At 69.9% G+C, this 19,775-nt stretch carries 20 protein-coding genes and 1 riboswitch; of the genes, 10 read left to right on the top strand and 10 right to left on the bottom strand.

Annotated elements, in window-relative coordinates; genetic code table 11:
- Positions 1-45: 45 nt before the first annotated feature.
- On the top strand, positions 46-330 hold the full coding sequence (locus tag OG984_RS12155; RefSeq protein ID WP_328531825.1) for a type II toxin-antitoxin system Phd/YefM family antitoxin: 285 nt from the start codon (positions 46-48) through the stop codon (positions 328-330).
- Entirely contained in the window at positions 314-727 is a 414-nt protein-coding gene (locus OG984_RS12160; RefSeq protein WP_328531826.1) for a type II toxin-antitoxin system VapC family toxin, read from the top strand. Before OG984_RS12155 ends, OG984_RS12160 begins: the two co-directional genes overlap by 17 nt.
- Here OG984_RS12160 and OG984_RS12165 read toward each other — a convergent pair whose 3' ends face one another.
- Positions 728-1,795 carry a WD40/YVTN/BNR-like repeat-containing protein gene (locus tag OG984_RS12165; protein WP_328531827.1) on the bottom strand — a complete coding sequence of 356 codons (1,068 nt, stop codon included), beginning with the start codon at positions 1,793-1,795 and terminating at the stop codon, positions 728-730.
- 137 nt (positions 1,796-1,932) lie between these two features.
- Here OG984_RS12165 and OG984_RS12170 point away from each other — a divergent pair, with 137 nt between their 5' ends.
- The 5 genes from OG984_RS12170 to OG984_RS12190 all read left to right on the top strand — a co-directional run bounded on the left by OG984_RS12170 (position 1,933) and on the right by OG984_RS12190 (position 7,559).
- Positions 1,933-2,679: an HAD family hydrolase gene (locus OG984_RS12170; protein WP_328531828.1), complete on the top strand. Its 747-nt coding sequence runs from the start codon at positions 1,933-1,935 to the stop codon at positions 2,677-2,679.
- A gap of 23 nt (positions 2,680-2,702) precedes the next feature.
- A complete protein-coding gene (locus OG984_RS12175; protein WP_442941008.1) occupies positions 2,703-5,321 on the top strand; it encodes a glycoside hydrolase family 65 protein in 2,619 nt (872 codons plus the stop codon).
- Positions 5,322-5,354: 33 nt separating this feature from the next.
- Positions 5,355-6,236, top strand: coding sequence for an EamA family transporter (locus tag OG984_RS12180; RefSeq protein ID WP_328531830.1), 882 nt, complete (start codon positions 5,355-5,357; stop codon positions 6,234-6,236).
- A gap of 145 nt (positions 6,237-6,381) precedes the next feature.
- The gene (locus tag OG984_RS12185) at positions 6,382-6,639 is read left to right on the top strand and encodes a hypothetical protein (RefSeq protein WP_328531831.1); all 258 of its coding nucleotides are present in this window, start codon (positions 6,382-6,384) and stop codon (positions 6,637-6,639) included.
- Positions 6,636-7,559: an alpha/beta fold hydrolase gene (locus OG984_RS12190; RefSeq protein ID WP_328531832.1), complete on the top strand. Its 924-nt coding sequence runs from the start codon at positions 6,636-6,638 to the stop codon at positions 7,557-7,559. Before OG984_RS12185 ends, OG984_RS12190 begins: the two co-directional genes overlap by 4 nt.
- A gap of 167 nt (positions 7,560-7,726) precedes the next feature.
- Here the strand turns inward: OG984_RS12190 and OG984_RS12195 are convergent, their stop codons facing one another.
- Genes OG984_RS12195 through OG984_RS12215 form a run of 5 tightly spaced genes read right to left on the bottom strand, consistent with a single transcriptional unit; the run spans position 7,727 to position 12,885 of the window.
- Positions 7,727-8,521 (bottom strand): ECF transporter S component, encoded by a 795-nt coding sequence (locus OG984_RS12195; RefSeq protein WP_328531833.1) that lies wholly within the window; start codon positions 8,519-8,521, stop codon positions 7,727-7,729.
- Positions 8,518-10,107 (bottom strand): ABC transporter ATP-binding protein, encoded by a 1,590-nt coding sequence (locus tag OG984_RS12200; RefSeq protein ID WP_328531834.1) that lies wholly within the window; start codon positions 10,105-10,107, stop codon positions 8,518-8,520. Before OG984_RS12200 ends, OG984_RS12195 begins: the two co-directional genes overlap by 4 nt.
- Positions 10,104-11,216 (bottom strand): energy-coupling factor transporter transmembrane component T, encoded by a 1,113-nt coding sequence (locus OG984_RS12205; RefSeq protein ID WP_328531835.1) that lies wholly within the window; start codon positions 11,214-11,216, stop codon positions 10,104-10,106. The genes OG984_RS12200 and OG984_RS12205 overlap by 4 nt, the downstream gene beginning before the upstream one ends.
- On the bottom strand, positions 11,213-11,818 hold the full coding sequence (locus OG984_RS12210) for a hypothetical protein (RefSeq protein WP_328531836.1): 606 nt from the start codon (positions 11,816-11,818) through the stop codon (positions 11,213-11,215). The genes OG984_RS12205 and OG984_RS12210 overlap by 4 nt, the downstream gene beginning before the upstream one ends.
- Entirely contained in the window at positions 11,812-12,885 is a 1,074-nt protein-coding gene (locus tag OG984_RS12215; RefSeq protein ID WP_328531837.1) for a prenyltransferase/squalene oxidase repeat-containing protein, read from the bottom strand. The genes OG984_RS12210 and OG984_RS12215 overlap by 7 nt, the downstream gene beginning before the upstream one ends.
- Positions 12,886-12,951: 66 nt before the next feature.
- Positions 12,952-13,073: riboswitch (cobalamin riboswitch) on the bottom strand.
- Positions 13,074-13,153: 80 nt separating this feature from the next.
- Between OG984_RS12215 and OG984_RS12220 the strand changes: the two genes are divergently transcribed.
- Complete coding sequence (locus OG984_RS12220; RefSeq protein WP_328531838.1) at positions 13,154-13,819, top strand: glycoside hydrolase family 19 protein; 666 nt, start codon at positions 13,154-13,156, stop codon at positions 13,817-13,819.
- A 10-nt stretch (positions 13,820-13,829) separates the two neighbouring features.
- Here the strand turns inward: OG984_RS12220 and OG984_RS12225 are convergent, their stop codons facing one another.
- The 4 genes from OG984_RS12225 to gatC all read right to left on the bottom strand — a co-directional run bounded on the left by OG984_RS12225 (position 13,830) and on the right by gatC (position 18,001).
- Complete coding sequence (locus OG984_RS12225; RefSeq protein WP_328531839.1) at positions 13,830-14,591, bottom strand: NYN domain-containing protein; 762 nt, start codon at positions 14,589-14,591, stop codon at positions 13,830-13,832.
- 130 nt (positions 14,592-14,721) lie between these two features.
- A complete protein-coding gene (gatB, locus tag OG984_RS12230) occupies positions 14,722-16,215 on the bottom strand; it encodes an Asp-tRNA(Asn)/Glu-tRNA(Gln) amidotransferase subunit GatB (protein WP_328531840.1) in 1,494 nt (497 codons plus the stop codon).
- The gene (gatA, locus tag OG984_RS12235; RefSeq protein WP_328531841.1) at positions 16,212-17,705 is read right to left on the bottom strand and encodes an Asp-tRNA(Asn)/Glu-tRNA(Gln) amidotransferase subunit GatA; all 1,494 of its coding nucleotides are present in this window, start codon (positions 17,703-17,705) and stop codon (positions 16,212-16,214) included. Before gatA ends, gatB begins: the two co-directional genes overlap by 4 nt.
- On the bottom strand, positions 17,702-18,001 hold the full coding sequence (gene gatC / locus OG984_RS12240) for an Asp-tRNA(Asn)/Glu-tRNA(Gln) amidotransferase subunit GatC (protein WP_008358461.1): 300 nt from the start codon (positions 17,999-18,001) through the stop codon (positions 17,702-17,704). The genes gatA and gatC overlap by 4 nt, the downstream gene beginning before the upstream one ends.
- Positions 18,002-18,143: 142 nt before the next feature.
- Between gatC and OG984_RS12245 the strand changes: the two genes are divergently transcribed.
- Together OG984_RS12245 and OG984_RS12250 are read left to right on the top strand one after the other, a co-directional pair.
- Positions 18,144-18,653, top strand: a complete 510-nt coding sequence (locus OG984_RS12245) for a SigE family RNA polymerase sigma factor (RefSeq protein WP_328531842.1) — start codon at positions 18,144-18,146, stop codon at positions 18,651-18,653.
- On the top strand, positions 18,650-19,768 hold the full coding sequence (locus OG984_RS12250; protein WP_328531843.1) for a hypothetical protein: 1,119 nt from the start codon (positions 18,650-18,652) through the stop codon (positions 19,766-19,768). The genes OG984_RS12245 and OG984_RS12250 overlap by 4 nt, the downstream gene beginning before the upstream one ends.
- Positions 19,769-19,775 lie beyond the last annotated feature (7 nt).

The following is a 19,775-nucleotide window of genomic DNA, read 5'->3' on the forward strand; positions in this document are numbered from 1 at the left end:
GTCAGACCTGCGAAATTTCTAGCATCTACATGCTAGATTTAGTGCATGAAGACGATCACGATGACCGAGCTGAACCAGCGGATCTCCGCGGTGACTCGAGCCGTCATCGAGGACGGTGAGTCTTTCCGGGTGACCAACAGGGGTCGCGCGGTGCTACGTCTCGTACCCGAGGTCCAGGGCTCGGACAACCCGGTGGAGGCGCTGGTCAACGCCGGTCTGGCAACTCCGCCGAAACGACCGCACAGACCCCTCTCGGGCCGTGCCGCCGTCGCGCTCTCCGGCGACCTCGACGACATCCTCGATGAGGTCAACAGTGACGTCGACCTCTGAGCGGACGTGGTACCTGGACTCGTCTGTCGCGCTCCGCGCCCTGCTCGGGCACAGCCGAGCCGCCGCGGACTGGTACGACGAGCGCTGCGACAACGGCGACGTCTTCATCTCCTCGCGGCTGCTCCACCTCGAGATGACCCGAGTGCTTCGCCGCGATCAACTCCCTGTCTCGATCGTCGATGACTTCGTCGACGAGCTCACGCTGTTGACCGTCGACGACGTTCTCGTCGACGAGGCCAGAGCGATCCAACCCCACATCAAGTCATTGAACGCGATCCACTTGGCGTCGGCGCTGCGCGTCGGGACCGAGAACCTCACGGTCGCCACCCACGACAGCAACATGCGTAAGGTCGCCGAGCTCCTCGGGTTCGAGGTCCATGACCCCGTGACCGACTGATCACACCTTGGCGGCCCTGACCACCATCACGTCCGGGATGTCGCGGAGGATCTCGCGCCAGGTCTCGCCGGCGTCGGCGGAGGCCCAGACGGAGCCGTTGCGGGCGCCGAAGTAGACGCCGGCCACGTCGTGGTCGTCGGCGCACATCGCGTCGCGCATGACACCGACGTAGAAGTGGTCGGGCAGGCCCTTGTCGAGCGCCTCCCAGTGGTCCCCGGCGTCGCGGGAGCGCCACACGATCGGCTTGGCCTCCGGTGGGTAGCGGGACTCGCCGGCCCCGATCGGGAAGGTGAAGATCGTGTCGGGCTCCTGCGGGTGGACGACCATCGCGAAGCCGAAGTCGGTGGGCAGGCCGTCGGCGATGGACTTCCACGACAGGCCCTCGTCGTCGGAGCGGTAGACGCCGCCGTGGTTCTGCAGGTAGAGCCGCTCGGGGCGGGAGGCGTGGCGGGCGACCTTGTGGACGCACTGGCCGAACTCGGGATACTGCTGCCCCTCGGGCAGGAAGACCGCGATGATGCCGTTGTTGCGGGCCTCCCAGCTCTCCCCGCCGTCGCGGGTCTGGTAGACGCCCCCGGTCGAGATGGCCGCGGTCACCGAGTCGGGATCGGTGGGGTGCGGCAGGATCGTGTGGAACGCCTGCCCGCCGAATCCTTCGTTCCACTCGGTGCGGTGCGGGTGGTCCCACAGGCCGCGGACGAGCTCGAAGGACGCGCCACCGTCTCGCGACCGGAAGATCGCGCCGGGCTCGACGCCGGCCCAGATCGTGCCCTCCGGCAGCCCCGGCTGGAGCTGCCAGACCCGGGCCAGGCTCGCGTCGACGTCCTCGGGGAACGACATCGAGGTCTCGGTCCAGGTCTCGCCGCCGTCGGCGGAGGTGCGCACCAGCGCACCCAGCCACAGCGAGGAGCACCCGGCAAGGACGCGCCCGGTCCCGGGCTCGATCATGGCGGAGTAGATCTCCTCCATGTCATGGTGCGGACCGGTGAAGTCCCAGTCCTGCCGGGCGTCGTCAGAGCGCCCTATCCACAGACCCTTCCGGGTCCCGACAAGCAGCTGCGTACCCATGTTTCCAGCATCCACCCGGTCGCCGTTCGTGGCCAGGAGATTTCGGCGAAAGAACGTCGCGGGAAAACATCGCGCCGCGAGGAGACCGGACCGTCCGGATTCTTCGGCCTGGGCGGCCCAGCCCCTAGCCTGAACCCATGACCAGACCTGTTGCCTGGGAGACGTTCACCGCGATCCTCTTCGACCTCGACGGCGTGATCACGCCGACCGCGGTCGTGCACATGCGCGCGTGGGAGGAGATGTTCAACGCCTACCTCCAGGAGAAGACCCCGGGGGCACCGGCCTACACCGACCAGGACTACTTCGCGTACGTCGACGGCAAGCCGCGCTACGACGGCGTGCGTGACTTCCTCGCCTCCCGTGACATCGAGCTTCCCGAGGGCACCCCGGACGACGCGCCGGAGCTGGAGACCGTCTGCGGCCTCGGCAACCGGAAGAACAACGCCTTCAACATGGTGCTCGAGCGCGACGGCGTCGAGGCCTATCCGGGGTCCGTGCGGTTCCTGGACTATCTCGCCACGCTCGACGTCCGGCTCGGGGTGGTGTCGTCGTCGGTGAACGCGCCGACCGTGCTGAAGGCGGCGGGGCTGCTGGACCGGTTCGAGACGGTCGTGTCGGGCGCCGTCGCAGATGAGCAGGGCCTGCCCGGCAAGCCTGCACCGGACACGTTTGTCTACGCCGGTAAGGTCCTCGGAGCCACCCCGAGCGAAGCCGTCGTCCTCGAGGACGCCGTCTCCGGGGTGCGCGCCGGCAAGGCAGGAGATTTCGCGCTCGTCGTCGGGGTGGATCGCGGCGCAGGCCACGACACCCTCACGGCCGCAGGCGCCGACCTTGTCGTATCCGACCTCGATGAACTCACCCCTGCTCAAGGAGCACAGCAGTGAAGACCAACGTCGGCCCGAACCCCATGGACCGGGCCCGTTACCCCATCGACCCGTGGCGGCTGGTGGAGACCAGCTACTCCCCCGACGACCTCGGGCTGACCGAGACGCTGTTCAGCGTCGCCAACGGCTACCTCGGCATGCGCGGCACTCCCGAGGAGGGCCGTCCGACCTATGCGCACGGCACCTTCATCAACGGGTTCCACGAGACCTGGCCGATCCGCCACGCCGAGAACGCCTACGGCTTCGCCAAGACCGGCCAGACCATCGTCAACGCCCCCGACGCGAAGATCATGAAGATCTACGTCGACGACGAGCCGCTGACCTTCGGCACCTCCGACCTGGAGGAGTACGAGCGGGTGCTCGACTTCCGCGAGGGCGTGCTGCGGCGGCACCTGGTGTGGCGTACGCCCTCGGGCAAGCGGGTCGCGATCAGGTCGACCCGGATGGTGTCGATGACCCAGCGTCACCTCTCGATCCAGACCCTGGAGATCACGATGCTGAGCGGCTCGGCGCCGATCGTGATCTCCTCCCAGCTGCTCAACCGGCAGGACGGCAAGGACGAGTACCACGTGCCGGCGGCGGCGCTCGGTGAGGGCATGGACCCGCGCAAGGCCTCCGCCTTCGACACCCGCGTCCTGCTGCCGCAGATGTCGGTCGCCGACGAGGAGCAGATGACCCTCGGCTACCGGTGTGCCAACTCGGGGATGACGATCGCGGTCAGCGCGGCACACCAGATCGATACCCCGGACCCGGTCGAGACCGTCGTCCGCGCCGAGGACGACCTGGCCAAGACGGTCTTCCGGGTCGATGCCACCGAGGGCAGCACGCTGCGGATGCAGAAGACCGTGGCGTACCACACCTCCCGCGGGGTCCCGGTGCGCGAGCTCGCGGACCGCTGCGGACGTACGCTCGACCGCGCGATCCGACTGGGTGTCGGCCACTTCGAGCGCGACCAGCGCAACTGGTACGACGACTTCTGGTCGGCCGCGGACGTCGAGATCTCCGCCGCCAGCACGGACGACGACGAGGACATCGCCGCGGCCCAGCAGGCGATCCGGTTCAACCTGTTCTCGCTGGCCCAGGCGACCGCCCGCACCGACGGGCTCGGTGTGCCCGCCAAGGGCGTCACCGGCTCCGGCTACGAGGGACACTACTTCTGGGACACGGAGTGCTACGTCGTCCCGTTCCTCTGCTACACCCAGCCCGAGGTCGCCCGCAACGTGATGCACGCCCGCTCGGTGATGCTTCCCGCGGCCCGGCAGCGGGCGCAGGAGATGGCCGCGAAGGGTGCGCTGTTCGCGTGGCGCACGATCAACGGGCAGGAGGCCTCGGCCTACTACGCGGCCGGCACCGCGCAGGTGCACATCGACGCCGACATCGCCTTCGCGCTGATGAAGTACGTCTACGCGACCGGTGACACCGGCTACCTGATCCGCGAGGGCGTCGACATCCTGGTCGAGACCTCGCGGATGTGGGCCGACCTCGGCTTCTGGCGCCACAACGGCGAGCCGTCCTTCCACATCCACGGCGTGACCGGGCCGGACGAGTACACCACGGTGGTCAACAACAACCTGTTCACCAACGTGATGGCCCGCTACAACCTGGAGAAGGCCGTCGAGACCATCGAGATGCTCCGGACGGAGTATCCGCGCGAGTACGCCCAGGTCATGGGCCGGCTCGACGTCTCCCCCGACGAGGTCGAGGAGTGGGGTCGCTGCGCTGCCGCCATGCACATCCCCTACGACGAGGGCCTGGGGATCCACCCGCAGGACGACAACTTCCTCGACCGCGAGGTGTGGGACCTGCCCAACACCCCCGACGAGGTACGTCCCCTGCTGCTGCACTACCACCCGCTGGTGATCTACCGGTTCCAGGTGCTCAAGCAGACCGACGTGGTGCTCGCCCTCTTCCAGCAGGGCAACCGGTTCACCCCTGAGGAGAAGCGGGCCGACTTCGAGTACTACGACCCGATCACCACCGGTGACTCGACGCTGTCGGCGGTCGTGCAGTCGATCGTGGCCGCGGAGGTGGGCTACCAGGACGACGCGCTGCGCTACTTCTACGACGCGCTCTACGTCGACCTGCACAACATGCACGGCAACACCGTCGACGGCATGCACATCGCCTCCACCGGCGGCGTGTGGGGCGGGCTCGCGTTCGGCTTCGGTGGGATGCGCGACTACGACGGCAGGCTCTCCTTCGACCCGCGGCTGCCGGCCGAGTGGGGCTCGTTGATCTTCCGGGTCCAGTGGCACTCGACCCGGATGCAGGTCGCGGTGTCCACCGACCAGATCGTCTTCACCGTCGTGGACACCCCGGGCGAGGAGTTCGACATCCCGGTCAGCGTCCGCGGGGAGGAGTTCGTGGTCTCGAAGGGATCGCCGGTCGTCGTGCCGCTCGCCGACCAGGGGCCGCGGATCGGGAAGCACCTCGACGAGGAGGTGCACGGCGGCGTACGGCCCGACGGGTCGCGGATCATCGCCACCGTGCCGACGCCGATCCCGCCGGAGATCTACGAGCAGGACCACATCGAGCACCCGATGGTCCCGCACGATCCCCCGCGCGGCTCCGAACGGCTCGCGGAGGCCGCCAACAAGGCCGCCAACCTGTCCAACATCTCGCAGACGGACTCGGCTCAGTAGCCGATCTTCACATGACCCTAGACTGACCGGGTGGTGCACGCTTCCTCTCTCCGGGCGAGGCTTGCCCACCCGGTCGTTCTGGTTCTGATCGGGATCGCGTCGGTGCAGGTCGGCGCGACGTTCGCGAAGTCGCTCTTCGACGAGGTCACCCCGACGGCCATGGTGTGGCTGCGGCTGTCGCTCTCCGCGCTGATCCTGCTGGCGATCACCCGCCCGCGGGTCCGCGGCCTGTCGCGGCGCGACTGGCTGGTCGTGGTCGCCTTCGGGGCCTCGCTCGGGATGATGAACTGGGCGATCTACCAGTCCTTCGCCCGCCTCCCGATCGGGATCGCGGTCACCATCGAGTTCATCGGTCCGCTCACGATCGCGCTGGTCACCTCGCGGCGGGCGCGTGACCTGGTCTGGGTGGCGCTGGCGGCGGCCGGGGTCGTCCTGCTCGGTGTCGAACCCGGGCGGATCTCGATCGTGGGCGTGCTGTTCGCGCTGCTCGCGGGCGCCTGCTGGGCTGCGTACATCGTGCTGTCGAAGGCGACCGGCGCGCGCTGGGAGGGGCTCGACGGGCTCGCTCTGGCCTCCACCGTCGCGGCGGTGGCGCTGACGCCTGCGGCGATGGCGTACGCCGACGGGCTGGGGTCTCCGCATGTGTGGCTGGTAGGGCTGATGGTGGGCCTGATGTCCTCGGTGATCCCCTACTCCCTCGATCTCGTCGCCCTGCGCTCGATCAAGCCGGGGCTCTACGCGATCCTGATGTCGCTGGAGCCGGCGGCCGGTGCGCTGGCCGCGATCCTGGTCCTCCACGAGGGTCTGTCCGTGCTGCAGTGGCTGGCCATCGCCTGCGTCGTGGTCGCCTCCGCCGGAGCGACGCGCACCGGCAAGCCCGACCATCACGTGCCGGCGGAGTCGACGCCGGCGTGACGTACGTAGCTCGTCGCACGTTGTAGTGGGGTGTTTCACACAAGCGACATCGGTTCGTCACCGACTCCGAATGTTCAGGTCACTACAGTTTGGTGACAACTCCCCCTCCCTCCGCCCGGTCCCGCCTGTCTCTGGAGTTGCTCCGTTGTCGACCATCACCGCCCCAGCGCACACCACCGCCGTTGCCCAGATGGCCGCACTCTTCGCCGCACGCACCGCGGGGCGAATGGTGGGCCCGTTCCTCCGACCGATCCAGCTGCTGCTGGCTTGGCCGGTGGCCTCTCAGATCGTCGCCCGGCACAACGCCAAGGCGGCCGAGGAGGCGCTCCTGCTACGGCGCGCGGAGCGTGAAGACGTCCAGCACTATCTCCAGCTGCTCGCATCGGAGAGAATGACCGCATGAGAATCCCGCGGGCGATGGCCGAGTCGACGGTCACGTTCCGTGACGTGCTCTCCGACGACGGCACCCTGATCCGGGCCTGGACCAACGACCCCGAGGGTGTGATCGACGGACCGACGGTGCTGCTGTGCAACGGTCTCGGCACCAGCCCGTGGAACTGGCCGGCGTTGCTGCACACCTCGTGCGGCGTACGCGTCGTGTCCTGGCAGCACCGCGGCACCTCCGGCTCGGCGAGGCCGAAGGACCTGGAGCAGACGACATCGAGGCACTTCGCCGAGGACGCGCTCTCGGTGATGGACGCCTTCGCGCTCTCGCGACCGGTGGTGATGGGCTGGTCGATCGGCGTCAACACCGCGTTCGAGCTCGCCGCTGACCACCCCGAGCGGGTCTCCGGCATCTTCGGTGTCGCCGGGGTGCCCGGCGACACCTTCAAGTCGATGCTGGGCCCGTTGCCGCTGCCCGCACCGGCGGCCGCGATCGTGACCCGCACCGCCGCCAAGGTGCTGCGCCGCACCGGCTCCCTGATCACTCCCGTGGCCACCCGGCTCGAGCTCGGCCCGCGGGCGATCGAGGTGTTCTCGAAAGCCGGCCTGATCGGCAAGGTCCCCGACCCCGAGCTCGCCGCGGCCGCGCTGGCCGAGTTCCTGACCACGCCGGTCGAGTGGTACTTCCACCTCGCCCTGCGCACCTCCCAGCGCCGCTCGGTATCGCCGCGCCGGATCAAGGTGCCGGTCGTGCTGGTCGCGGGCACCCGGGATCTCGTCGCCGGCGCGCGCCACATGTCCCGGGTCGCCGCCGGGCTGAAGAACGGCACCTTCGTCGAGCTCGACGGCACCCACTTCGTGCAGATGGAGCAGCCCGACCGCGTCCACCAGTTGCTGCTCGGCTTCCTCGCTCGCGTCGCCGAGCACCAGCGGGTCTGACCCGCGCCGAGACGTCACTCCGGTCGGCCGAGGCGTCAGTTTGTGCGGCTGCGGCGAGCTGTAACACGTCGTTCGTAGGACTACTCGCCCTATCGGAACGACCGGATAGTCCTACGAACGACGTGTTACACGTGCGGCGCCGGCCAGATCTCGGCCGACGGGAGCGGCTACTCGACCGACCGGGGTGACGCCTCGGCGGGGGCGATCATCGCCCGGCGAGCGGCTCGGCGGAGGGTGGCGAGGACGGCGGGGCCGAGGAGGGCGATCGCGACGGCGGTGGTGACGGCTCGCACGGTGTCCCAACTGCTGGTCGAGGTGACCAGGGTGTAGCGCAGGAACGTCGCCAGGTTCTCGGCGAGCGCGGCACCGGGCTCGTAGGAGAGGTTGCCGCTCCCGCCGGGAACCGTGACCCCGGTCAGCAGCGGCCACCCCTGCAGGTTGAGGAGGAGCCCGTAGGCGTAGGAGGCGACGATCCCGTACGCCGCCAGCAGCCCGATCTCGCGACGACCGATCGCGCGTGGCAGGAGCCCGGCTCCCATCGCCACCCAGGCGGCCCCGAGCATCTGGTAGGGCAGCCACGGCCCGACGCCCGCGGTGACGAGCGCGGCGACGAACAGGCTCGTGCAGCCGAGCACGAAGCCGAAGGCGGGCCCGAAGACGCGGCCACCGAGGATGAGCATGAAGAAGACCAGCTCGACCCCGCCGGTGCCGGAGGAGACGGCACGCAGGACGGCCTCGATCGCACTGAGCACACCGAGGATCGCGATCATCCGGGTGTCGATCCCGCCCGCGGCGAGCTCGCTGAGCAGCACGACGAGCATCAGCGGCAGCAGCGCGAGGAAGATGAACGGCGGCTGCACCCGCTCGTAGCCGTGGAGCAGCAGCGGCCAGGCGAACATCATCAGCCCGGCGACGGAGATGATCATGAGCAGGAGGGCCGTGCGGGGCGAGAACCTGATCATCGCTTCCCCACCGCGTCGACGATCTCGCGCACGTTCAGCCAGCCCGGGCCGAAGACCTTGCTCACCTGGGGCGCGAAGGCGGGCGACTCGGCGGTGACGCTGCGTACGTCGCCGGCGGAGACCACCTCGCCGTCGGCGAGCACCACGACGTCGTCGGCGGCCTCGGCGACGAACTCGACGTCGTGGGTCGCGACCAGGATCGCCTTGCCCGCGCCGGTGAGGTCGCGGAGGATCTCGGACAGGGCGTGCTTGGCGGCGTAGTCGATGCCGCGGGTGGGCTCGTCGAGGAGCACGACCGGCGGGTCGGCGCTCAGGATCAGCGCCAGCGCCAGGGCGAGGCGCTGACCCTCGGAGAGGTCACGCGGGTGCTGGTCGTCGGGGATGCCCGGGACGAGGCTGTCCAGGATCTCCCGCGTCCGTGGCCCGCCGGCGTCGCACTCCTCGGCCACGGTCTCCAGGTAGAGCAGATCCGCCGCGGTCTGCGGCAGCAGCCCGACCAGCGTGCGTCGCGATTCGGGGTCGAGGGTCGCCGGATCCTTGCCGGCGACCTCCACCGACCCGGTCAGGCGCTTCTGGGTGCCCTGCAGCGTCCACAGCAGCGTCGACTTGCCCGAGCCGTTGCGTCCCATCAGCGCCGTCACCCTCCCCTGGGGCAGGTCGATCGAGACGTCGTGCAGGACCGGCGTACGCCCTCGGGTGACGGTGAGGCCGGAACTGGACAGGCACTTCGTGGACTTGTCGGGTGTTTCAGTGCCCGTCAAGCCGAGGGATCCCCGGTCGACCGGGTATCCCACAACCCTCGCCCGCCGCCTCGCATCCCGCACCGTGAGCGGCAGCGGCGACCAACTGAGCTCGCGGCCGAGCTCGACGAGCGGCGGCACGACGGGCGAGTCCTCGAGGATGTCGGCGGGGTCGCCGACGGCGACGGAGCCGTCACCGACGAGGAGCGCGATCCGGTCGGCGAAGGGCACGACGCGCTCGAGGCGGTGCTCGGCGAGGACCACGGAGGTGCCGAGGTCGTGCACGAGCCGGGTGATGGTGGCCAGCACGTCCTCGGCGGCGGTGGGGTCGAGGGCGGAGGTGGGCTCGTCGAGCACGACCACCCGCGGGTGGGTGGTGAGCACCGAGCCGATCGCGACGCGCTGCTGCTGCCCGCCCGAGAGCGTACGCAGCGACCGCTGCCGCAGCTCGGCGATGCCGAGCAGGTCGAGGGTCTCCTCGACCCGGCGCCGCATGGTCGCCGGCGGGAGGCCGAGCTGCTCCATCCCGTAGGCCAGCTCCTCCTCGACGGTGTCGGTGACGAAGCCGGCCACCGGGTCCTGCCCGACGTAGCCGATGATCCCGGCGCGCTCGCGCGGCGGCGTACGGATGATCGAGGCGCCGTCCAGCAGCAGGTCACCCTCCAGCGTGCCGCCGGAGAAGCGGGGCACCAGGCCGGCGATGACGCCGAGCAGGGTCGACTTCCCGGAGCCGGTCGGGCCGGAGACGAGCAGCAGCTCGCCCTCCTCGATGGTGAGATCGACGTCCTTGAGCACGTGCTCGGAGGAGTCGGGCGGGGTGAACGTGATCCCTCGCAGCTCGATCATGCGGCGGTCTCCTCCTCGACGAGTGATGCCGGAATCGGCGCGGCGACCGCTGGAACCAGCCCGACCAGCACTCCTGACATGGCCGTCAGCGTGACCCCGGGCGCGGTGCTCACCCCGGGGAAGGCCACCGGGACCTGCGACCGCGCGACCCACCAGCCCACGACCGCGACCAGCACACCGCTCAGCGCCACCACGATCTCCGGCCAGCGCCACCGGTCCGGCCGGTAGACGGTTCGTGAGACCCGGCGACCGGCCAACCTCAGCCCGATGGCCGCGGCCCCGACGCCGAGCACCAGCATGCTGGTCGCCAGCCAGCCCGGCGTGGTCCCGTCCAGCACCGCGTAGACGCCGGCACAGAGCCCGACGAGCGAGACCAGCATGAGCACCGAGGTGACCCGCCTGGTGGCGACCGGGACCCCGGCCGTACGTCCGTAGCCGCGCGTGTCCATGCCGGCCGCGAGCGCCATCGACCGCTCCAGCGCGTCCTCGAGCACCGGGACCAGGAAGCGGCGCAGCCGCTTGACCCTCCCGGTCGCCCCTGCCCGTAGCCGCTGTGCGGCGCGGACCCGCTGCACCGACTCGGCCAGCTGCGGCAGCACGGTCACCGCGACGACGACCGCGGTCCCGATCTCGTAGAGCGCCGGCGGCAGCGACCGCAGCAGTCGTTTCGGGTTGGCCAGCGCGTTGGCCGCACCGACGCAGATCACGATCACGCCGAGCCGCATGCCGTCGTAGAGGCCGGCCAGCAGCGCCTCGCGGGTGAGCGGCCCGAGCAGCCGGATCCCCAGCACCCATTCGGGAAGCGGGATCTCGGGCAGGTCGATGAGCACGTGACCCGGCACGGCACCCAGGAGCACCCGGAAGAGCACCCGGGTGGCGACGATGAACAGGGCGAGGCCGACGTAGAGCCGGAACGCCTTCGCCCACGGCTGCTCCCCGCGGCGGGCCGCGACCACGACCGAGACCACCCCCACCAGCAGCAGGAGCAGCAGCGGGTTGGTGGTGAAGGAGGCGTACGCAGCCAGGCCGATCGCCCACACCCACCAGGCCACGGGGTGCAGATCACGGGGCAGGCGCGCGACCGCTGCCTCACGAAGCACAGTGCTCATCGCCGACGCCACCACACGACACCGGCGACGGAGAAGAGGGCGAGGATCCCGGCCGGAGCGACCCAGCCGGGCAGCTGCCGGGGCTCGGAGGGCGAGTCCTCCGGAGATAACTCCGGCGACGGGCTTGAGGGCGCCCCCACAGCATCCCCAAGTTCCGTCGCCGGAGCGGTAACGACATCGTCGTCTATCCACGTGAACGCAACACCCTGCCCGGAGGTCACGCTGATTTCGGTAACATTTCTGGAGGCGTAGCTCCAGGCCCCGGATTCGTCGGTGACCCACAGCGACCAGTAGGCGTCGGCGGGCGGCATCTGGGCGCAGCCGGCGGTCTTCGGCCGGCCGTCGACCCGGCAGACGACGCTGGGCATCGAGGTCACGTAGGTGAGCGGATGCCCCGCCTTCTCGAAGAGGTCGGCACCGGTGTCGCCCTCCTCGGGCCGGACGCAGGCGATCTCGGGGTCGCCGCCCAGGGCGTTGGGCTCGACGACGACGGTGACGTCGTCGCACGCCTCCGCGGCAGAAGCTGGAGCCGGGGTGAGGACGGGTGCGGTGGCCCCGGCGAGGATCGCCAGGGCCACCATCGCGGACCGTAGGCTCAGCACGCGCTCTTCGTGGTCGCGTCCTTGGGCAGGAAGACGAGGGACGGCAGCGCCTGCGCGGCCGCGAGGCGGTACATCCCCTCGGACTCCTTGGCCAGCCCCTTGGTGTTGCCCTCGGTCAGGGCGGCGTCGTCGTAGGCCACCGCGCCGACGTCGTCACCGCAGGTCACGACGTGCTCGGAGACCCAGGTCGCGGCCTTCTCGGCAGCATCGGTCTCACCGGCGCGGCCGAACGCCCACCCGGCCAGGCCGGTGGTGTTGGAGTTGGCGACGTTGCCGGTCGCCGCCTTGAACGAACCGTCCTCGGCCTGGGTCTCCTTCAGCCACTCGACGCCCGCCTCGACGGCCTTCTCGGCCTCGGGAGAGGCGACCGAGGACAGCGCGATCAGCGCGAACGCGGTGGCGTCGGCGTCCGGAGCCGCCTTCGGGTCACCGTCGCAGGTCTGGTCGGCGGCCGCGGGGTCAGCCGTGAAGGTGACCCGGAACCAGCCCTCCTCGCACTGCTGCCCGGCCAGGAACTCCGCGGCGGCCGTGGCCTCCTTGCTCTCCGCGTTGCTCAGCGCCCAGACCGCGTACGACTGCCCGATGGTGTTGGAGTAGTCGGCCGCCTCCTTGTTCTTGGGGTCGAGCTCGTCGGCGATGCGGCCGTTCTCGGCGACGGTGCCCTCGAGCTGCTTCAGCAGACCGGGGTCGGAGGCATCGATGTTCTGCTGGAGGACGAGCGCCTTCGCGGTGGCCCCGGCCGAGGTCACGGTGCCGAACCCGGGCGAGGTGTAGGCCTTCTTGTTCGTCATCACGGCCGCGGCGATCGTGGCGATCTCCTCGTCGTAGCCACCGACCTCGGCCAGCGCGATCCCGATGTCGGCGCTGAGCCCGAAGTCGTCGGTGCCGTACTGCGCGTTGCGGGCCACACCCTTCGGCGCCTGGGCGACGAGCCAGTCGGCCACGGAGGTCGACACCTTCGCGTCGTAGGTGGGCTTCTCCCCCTCCTCGACGGCCTTCTCGCCGCAGCCGGCGAGCGAGGTGAGGGCGAGGGCGGCGGCGATGCCACCGAGGACGGTCTTCTTCATGGTTCCTTCCGCGCTGTTCGTCGGGAAGGCCAAGGGCCGACCCGCTGCTTTCCACGACAGCGTCAGGTCAGTACGCGTCCGTCGGCAGGTGCTCCGGCTCGCTCAGGACCCTCGATGTCCCGGGCCTACGGTTGCGGGTCAGCGCCGGGATTCGACCGGCTTCCCCCACCACGGCGTGTGTTGATTGAGGCTCTGCTTGATTCGGGGGTCATCTTATGCCGGGTCGGCCCTGCTTGCGGGATCGCCGTCGAGGAGTCACTCTGTCCCCATGCGCCACAGGATTCTCGGCCTTGTCGCAACCTTGATCTCGGCCACCCTTCTCTCCCTCTGCCCGGCCACGACGGCAGTCGCGGCCCCGGCTCGGGCCTCGGTCACGTACGCCGATCTGGTTGCCATGTTCGGCGACAAGGTCGGGAACAAGAAGACCGTCGAGACCGGGCTGCCGACCCTCAACCGCGCCATGTCCGACGCCCGGATCACGACCCCCTACCGGCAGGCGGCCTACCTCACCACGCTCGCCAACGAGAGCTCCTTCCACCACGACGCCAAGGGCCCCCACGACAAGCGGAAGTACGCCGGCCGCGGCTACATCCAGCTGACCGGCGAGGCCAACTACACCGACGCCGGCGCCTACTTCGGGATCGACCTGCGTCGTCGCCCCGAGCTGGCCCGCTCGCTGGACCACAGCGCGCCGATCTCGCGGTGGTACTGGACCGTCGCCCGCGACATCAACCCGCTCGCCGACGCCCTCGAGATGGGCAAGGTCAACGCGGCGATCGGCTATCCCCCCAACAAGGAGGAGGACGCCGAGCGCTGCCGCGACTTCAAGGCCGCGCTGAGGCACCTCAACGGGTCGGTGCCCAAGGGGATCAAGTGCGCCCGCCCGAAGCCGAAGAAGGCAGAGGACCAGGACCGCACCGCGGACGCGTCCTAGTAGGCGTACGTCACTTCTTGCTGTTGCGCTTGTCGCTGACCGCGATCGCCGAGGTGCCCTCGTCCTTGAGCTCGAAGAGGTCGATCGCCTTGATGAGCTTGGTCCAGGTGGCGTACCCGTAGTTGCGCGGGTCCTCGGAGGACTGGTTGCGGATGCGGGAGACGACCGTGCCGACCAGGGCCCAGCCGTCGTCGTCGGCGGCCGCGGCGATGGAGTTGCGCAGCAGCTGGATCAGCCGGGCGTTGCGCTTCAGCACCTGTCCCGTGGTCGCCGAGGAGGACGGCTTGCGGGCGGGCGTGGCACCGGCCTCGGAGTCGGCGTCGGTCTCCTCCTCGGAGCCGCCGAGCTTCTCGACCACGGTGAACCGGGTGCAGGCGCTCTTGAACGGCGCCGGGGTCTTCTCCCGGCCGTAGCCGTAGACCGCGCGGCCCTTCTCGCGCAGGTAGTGCACCAGCGGGGTGAAATCGGAGTCGGAGGAGACCAGTGCAAACGCGTCCGGGATCGCCGCGTGCAGCAGCTCCACGGCGTCGATGGCGAGCGCCATGTCGGAGGCGTTCTTGTGGGCGGTCAGGTCGAACTGCTGCATCGGCCGGATGGCCGCATCGTGCAGCTCCTCGATCCAGCCCTTGAGCTCGGGCTTGGTCCAGTTCCCGTAGGCCCGCCGGATGGTCACCTCGCCGTACTCGGCCAGGTCGTTCAGGATCGCGTCGATCTTGGCCGCGGGGGCGTTGTCGGCGTCGATGAGCAGGGCGATGCGGAAGGGCTCGGTCACGCCGGACAGTCTGCCAGTGCCACCCACCGCCGAGTCGGCTCATCCTGACCAAAACCACCGCCGAGTCGGCGCGTCATGACGCGCCGACTCGGCGGATTCTGTTGTCAGGACGAGCCGACTCGGCGTGGGATCAGGAGAGCTTCTCCAGGATCAGCTCGCGCACGCGCTTGGCGTCGGCCTTGCCGCCGGTCGCCTTCATGACGGCGCCGATGAGCGCACCGGCCGCGGCCTGGTTGCCGCCGCGGATCTTCTCCGCGACAGCAGGCTGGGCGTCGATCGCCTCATCGACGGCCGCACCGAGCGCGCCGTCGTCGGAGACGACGGCGAGGCCGCGGGCGTCGATGATCTCGGAGACCGTGCCCTCACCTGCGAGCAGCCCCTCGAACACCTGGCGAGCGAGCTTGTCGGTCAGCGAACCGCCGTCGACCAGCTTCTGCACCTCCGCGACCTGGGCCGGGGTGACCCCGACCTCGGCCAGCTCGACGCCGCGGTCGTTGGCGGCCCGGGAGAGCTCCGCCATCCACCACTTGCGCGCGGCCTGGGCGGAGGCGCCCTCGGCGACGGTCGCCTCGATCAGCGTCATCGCACCGGCGGCCCACACGTCACGCATCTCCAGGTCGGAGTAGCCCCACTCGGCCTGCAGCCGCGCCCGCTTCTCAGCCGGCGGCTCGGGCAGCGTGCCACGCAGCTCCTCGACCCATTCGCGGCTCGGCGCGACCGGGACGAGATCCGGCTCGGGGAAGTAGCGGTAGTCGTCGGCGTCGGACTTCGGCCGTCCGGCCGAGGTGGTGCCGGTGTCCTCGTGGAAGTGGCGGGTCTCCTGGAAGATCGCCTCCCCCGCGTCGAGGATCCCGGCGTGGCGCGACATCTCGAAACGTACGGCCCGCTCGACCGAGCGCAGCGAGTTCACGTTCTTCGTCTCCGTGCGGGTGCCCAGCTTGTCCGAACCCTTCGGGGACAGCGACAGGTTGACGTCGCAGCGCATCGAGCCCTGGTCCATGCGTACGTCGGAGACGCCCAGCCCCAGCAGGATCTCGCGCAGCGCCGCGACGTAGGCCTTGGCCACCAGCGGCGCCTTGGCACCGGTGCCGAGGATCGGGCGGGTGACGATCTCGATCAGGGGGATGCCGGCGCGGTTGTAGTCGACCAGCGAGTAGTCGGCGCCGTGGATACGGCCGGTCGAGCCACCGATGTGGGTGGTCTTGCCGGTGTCCTCCTCCATGTGGGCGCGCTCGATCTCGACGCGGAAGGTCTCCCCCTCGACCTCGACGTCGAGGTAGCCGTCGTAGACGATCGGCTCGTCGTACTGCGAGGTCTGGAAGTTCTTCGGCATGTCCGGGTAGAAGTAGTTCTTCCGGGCGAACCGGCACCATTCCGCGATCGAGCCGTTGAGCGCGAGCCCGATCCGGATCGCGCTCTCCACCGCCTTGGCGTTCACGACCGGCATCGAGCCGGGCAGGCCGAGGCAGGTCGGGCACACCTGGGAGTTGGGCTCGCCGCCGAAGGTCGCCGGGCATCCGCAGAACATCTTGGTGTTGGTGTTGAGCTCGACGTGGACCTCCAGGCCCATCGCCGGGTCGTAGCGCTCCAGCACCTCGTCGAACGCGACAAGAGTCTCGCTCATCGGGCCACCTCCAGCTTGTCGATCGAGAGCACCGGACCGATGGCGGCCTCGAGGGCGGCACCGACGCGGTAGAGACGGGCGTCCTCCAGGACCGGCGCCAGGAGCTGTACGCCGACGGGCAACCCGTCCGCGTCGGAGACCCCGGCCGGGATGGAGATGCCGGGCGTACCGGCCAGGTTGGCCGGAATGGTGGCCAGGTCCTGCATGTACATCGCGAGCGGGTCGTCGAGCTTCGCACCCAGCGGGAACGCCGTCGACGGGGACGTCGGCGAGACCAGCACGTCGACCTGCTCGAAGGCCTTCTTGAAGTCCTCGATGATCAGCGTGCGGATCTTCTGCGCCTGGCCGTAGTAGGCGTCGTAGTAGCCGCTGCTCAGCGCGTAGGTGCCCAGGATGATGCGGCGCTTGACCTCGTCGCCGAAGCCTGCGTCACGCGAGGCCTTCATCACGTCCTCGGCGCTCGGGTCGCCGTCGGGGGTGACCCGCAGGCCGTAGCGCATCGCGTCGAACTTGGCCAGGTTGGAGGAGCACTCCGCCGGCAGGATCAGGTAGTAGGCCGCCATCGCGTGCTCGAAGCTCGGCGTGGAGACCTCGACGACGTCGGCGCCCAGCTTGGTGAGCAGGTCGACCGACTCGTTGAACTTGGCCATCACGTCGGGCGCCCAGCCCTCGCCGGCCAGCTCCTTGATGACGCCGACCTTGACGCCCTTCAGGTCGCCGGTCGCGCCCGCACGGGCGGCGTCGACGAGCCCGGTCACCGGGGTCGTGGTGGAGGTGGAGTCGAGCGGGTCGTGGCCGCCGATGAGCTCGTGCAGCAGGGCGCTGTCGAGGACCGTGCGGGTCACCGGACCGACCTGGTCCAGCGAGTTGGCCAGGGCGACCAGGCCGTAGCGGGAGACGGAGCCGTAGGTCGGCTTCACGCCGACCGTGCCGGTGACGGCACCCGGCTGACGGATCGAGCCACCGGTGTCGGTGCCGAGCGCGAGCGGCGCCTCGAAGGCGGCGACGGCGGCGGCCGAGCCACCACCGGAGCCGCCGGGGATCCGGTCGAGCTTCCACGGGTTCTTCGTCGGACCGTACGCCGAGTGCTCGGTCGAGGAGCCCATCGCGAACTCGTCCATGTTGGTCTTGCCCAGGATCGGCAGACCGGCCGCCTTGATCTTCTTGACCACGGTCGCGTCGTAGGGCGGGATCCAGCCCTCGAGGATCTTGGAGCCGCAGGTCGTCGGCAGGCCGGTGGTGGTCAGCACGTCCTTGACCGCGATCGGTACGCCGTCGAGAGCGTGCAGCGCGTCGCCGTTGGCCCGGCGCGCGTCGGAGGCGGCAGCCTGGGACAGCGCACCCTCGGCGTCGATGTGCAGGAAGGCGTGGACGTCGCCGTCGACCGCCGCGATGCGGTCGAGGTGGGCCTGGGTCAGCTCGACCGAGGTGGTCTCGCCGGCGGCGAGCGCGTCGATCAGCTCGGCGGCGGTCTTCTCGATGAGAGTCACTGCTCGTCCCCCAGGATCCTCGGCACGGCGAAGCGCTGCTCCTCGACGCTCGGCGCACCGGAGAGCGCCTGCTCCGGCGTCAGACCGGGCACGACGACGTCCTCACGGAAGACGTTGGTCAGCGGAAGCGGGTGGGAGGTGGCAGGCACGTCGTCGCCGGCAAGCCCCTGGATCGAGGCGACGGACTCGAGGATCACCTGCAGCTGCGGGGCAAGGTGATCGAGCTCGGCGTCGCTGAGGTCGATGCGGGCGAGGTCGGCCAGGTGCGCGACCTCGTCGCGGGTGATTTCTGGCATGCCGCACATCCTAGGCGGCGGGAGCCCCAACTCTCACCTCGGTAAGGCCCACGCCGGACCGGAGCTCGACACACATACAACCGATCGGTGGCCTCACCGCGTCCTCAACCCTGACAATCGGCTCGAGAGATCGGATGGATCGATGGCGAGACCCCCAACCCAGGAGCAGTTCGACGAGTTCGCCCAGGTCGCCTGGCCGCGGCTCTATCGTTCCGCCTACCTGCTCGTCGGGGACCATGCCAGTGCGGAGGACCTGGTCCAGACGGCGCTGGCGAAGACCTACGGCAACTGGGGCCGGGTACGCACGCTCGAGGCCGCCCCCGCCTATGCCCGGCAGGTCCTGTTCAACACCGCGATGAGCTGGTTCCGGAAGGCATCGTGGAACCGCGAGCGGCCCACCGAGGTCCTTCCCGACCTGGCTCACGAGAACGATCCGACCACCCGCTCGGTGCTGCTCGACGCGGTCGCCGCGCTGCCTCCGCGCCAGCGCGCCGTCGTGGTCCTCCGCTTCTACGAGGATCTCGACGTACGCCGCACCGCAGACCTCCTCGGCTGCTCGGAGGGCACGGTGAAGAGCCAGACCTCCTTCGCGCTCGACAAGCTCCGCACCATCCTCGGCGACCCGACTCTCACCCTGGAGGCGACCCAGTGACCGACAACGACCTGCGTACGCTGCTCCGCGACGCCGCCGACGAGGTCGCCGTGCCTCGTCTGGCCACCGACGAGCTCCACCTCCGCACCCGCGCCGTCCGCCGGCGCCGGCGCGCCCGCTGGGTCGCCGGTGCGGCGGCCCTGACGATGGCCGGCGCGCTCGGGACGTACGTCCTGGGCGGGGCGCTCGGCGACGACGGTCCCCACATCGCCGCGGCCGAGGGGAACCCCCGGGGCTGGGCGGTCGCGGAGGGCAACAGCGTCCACTTCGGCGACGGGAGCGTGGTGACGTACGGCGGCCGCGTGAACGACCTGCGCTACACCTCGGTCGGCCTGCTGGCCCGGAGCACGCAGTCGAACGCGCGTCTCTCGCTGATCACGACGGCCGGCGTCCAACCGCTCGACCTCGGTGACGTGAGCGACCGGCTGATCGGCACCGACCCCGACTCGCCCTACGTCTCCTGGACCGTCGACGACGGTGACGGCTGGCTGGTGCGCGTCGTCGACCTCGGCACCGGCGAGAAGGTCGCCGACGTCCCGATCTCCGGGAAGTACACCTGGGCCGGCTGGAAGACTCCGCCGGTCGCCGTCGACGGCGAGCACGCCTACGTCGCCCTCGACGACCGCACCCTCGACGTCGCCTGGCGTTCCGGGCAGGTCTCCACCTCGAAGGGGCTTCCGGGCAGCTACACCACCGAGGTGATCGATGGCCGCGCGGTGACCCAGGATGCGACCGGGGAGACCCAGAGAGTGGTCGAGGTGGCCACGGGCCAGGTGCTCCTGACCACGCGCTCCACCGACTACCCCGACGACCTGATCAGGCTCAAGCTCTCGCCCGACAGCAACCACGCCCTTGCGGCTCCCTACGCGATGTGCGACGAGAACGACAACTGCCGCTATGACACGCCGACCGCGCCGATCCACGACCTCGGCCAGGGCACCGAGACCGCCGTCGAGCTCGGCGACCACCTCGGCTGGACCCCAGAGGGGCAGCTGATCCGGGCGTCCGGGACGAAGGTGGAGATATGCGATGAGGTCGGCCAGGAGTGCGCCGATACGCCGGTCACCTTGAACAAGCGCGCCGACACGATCAGCGGCACGATGAACCAGTCCTGACCCTCGC

The sequence above is a fragment of the Nocardioides sp. NBC_00368 genome (assembly GCF_036090055.1).
Taxonomy (GTDB): domain Bacteria; phylum Actinomycetota; class Actinomycetes; order Propionibacteriales; family Nocardioidaceae; genus Nocardioides.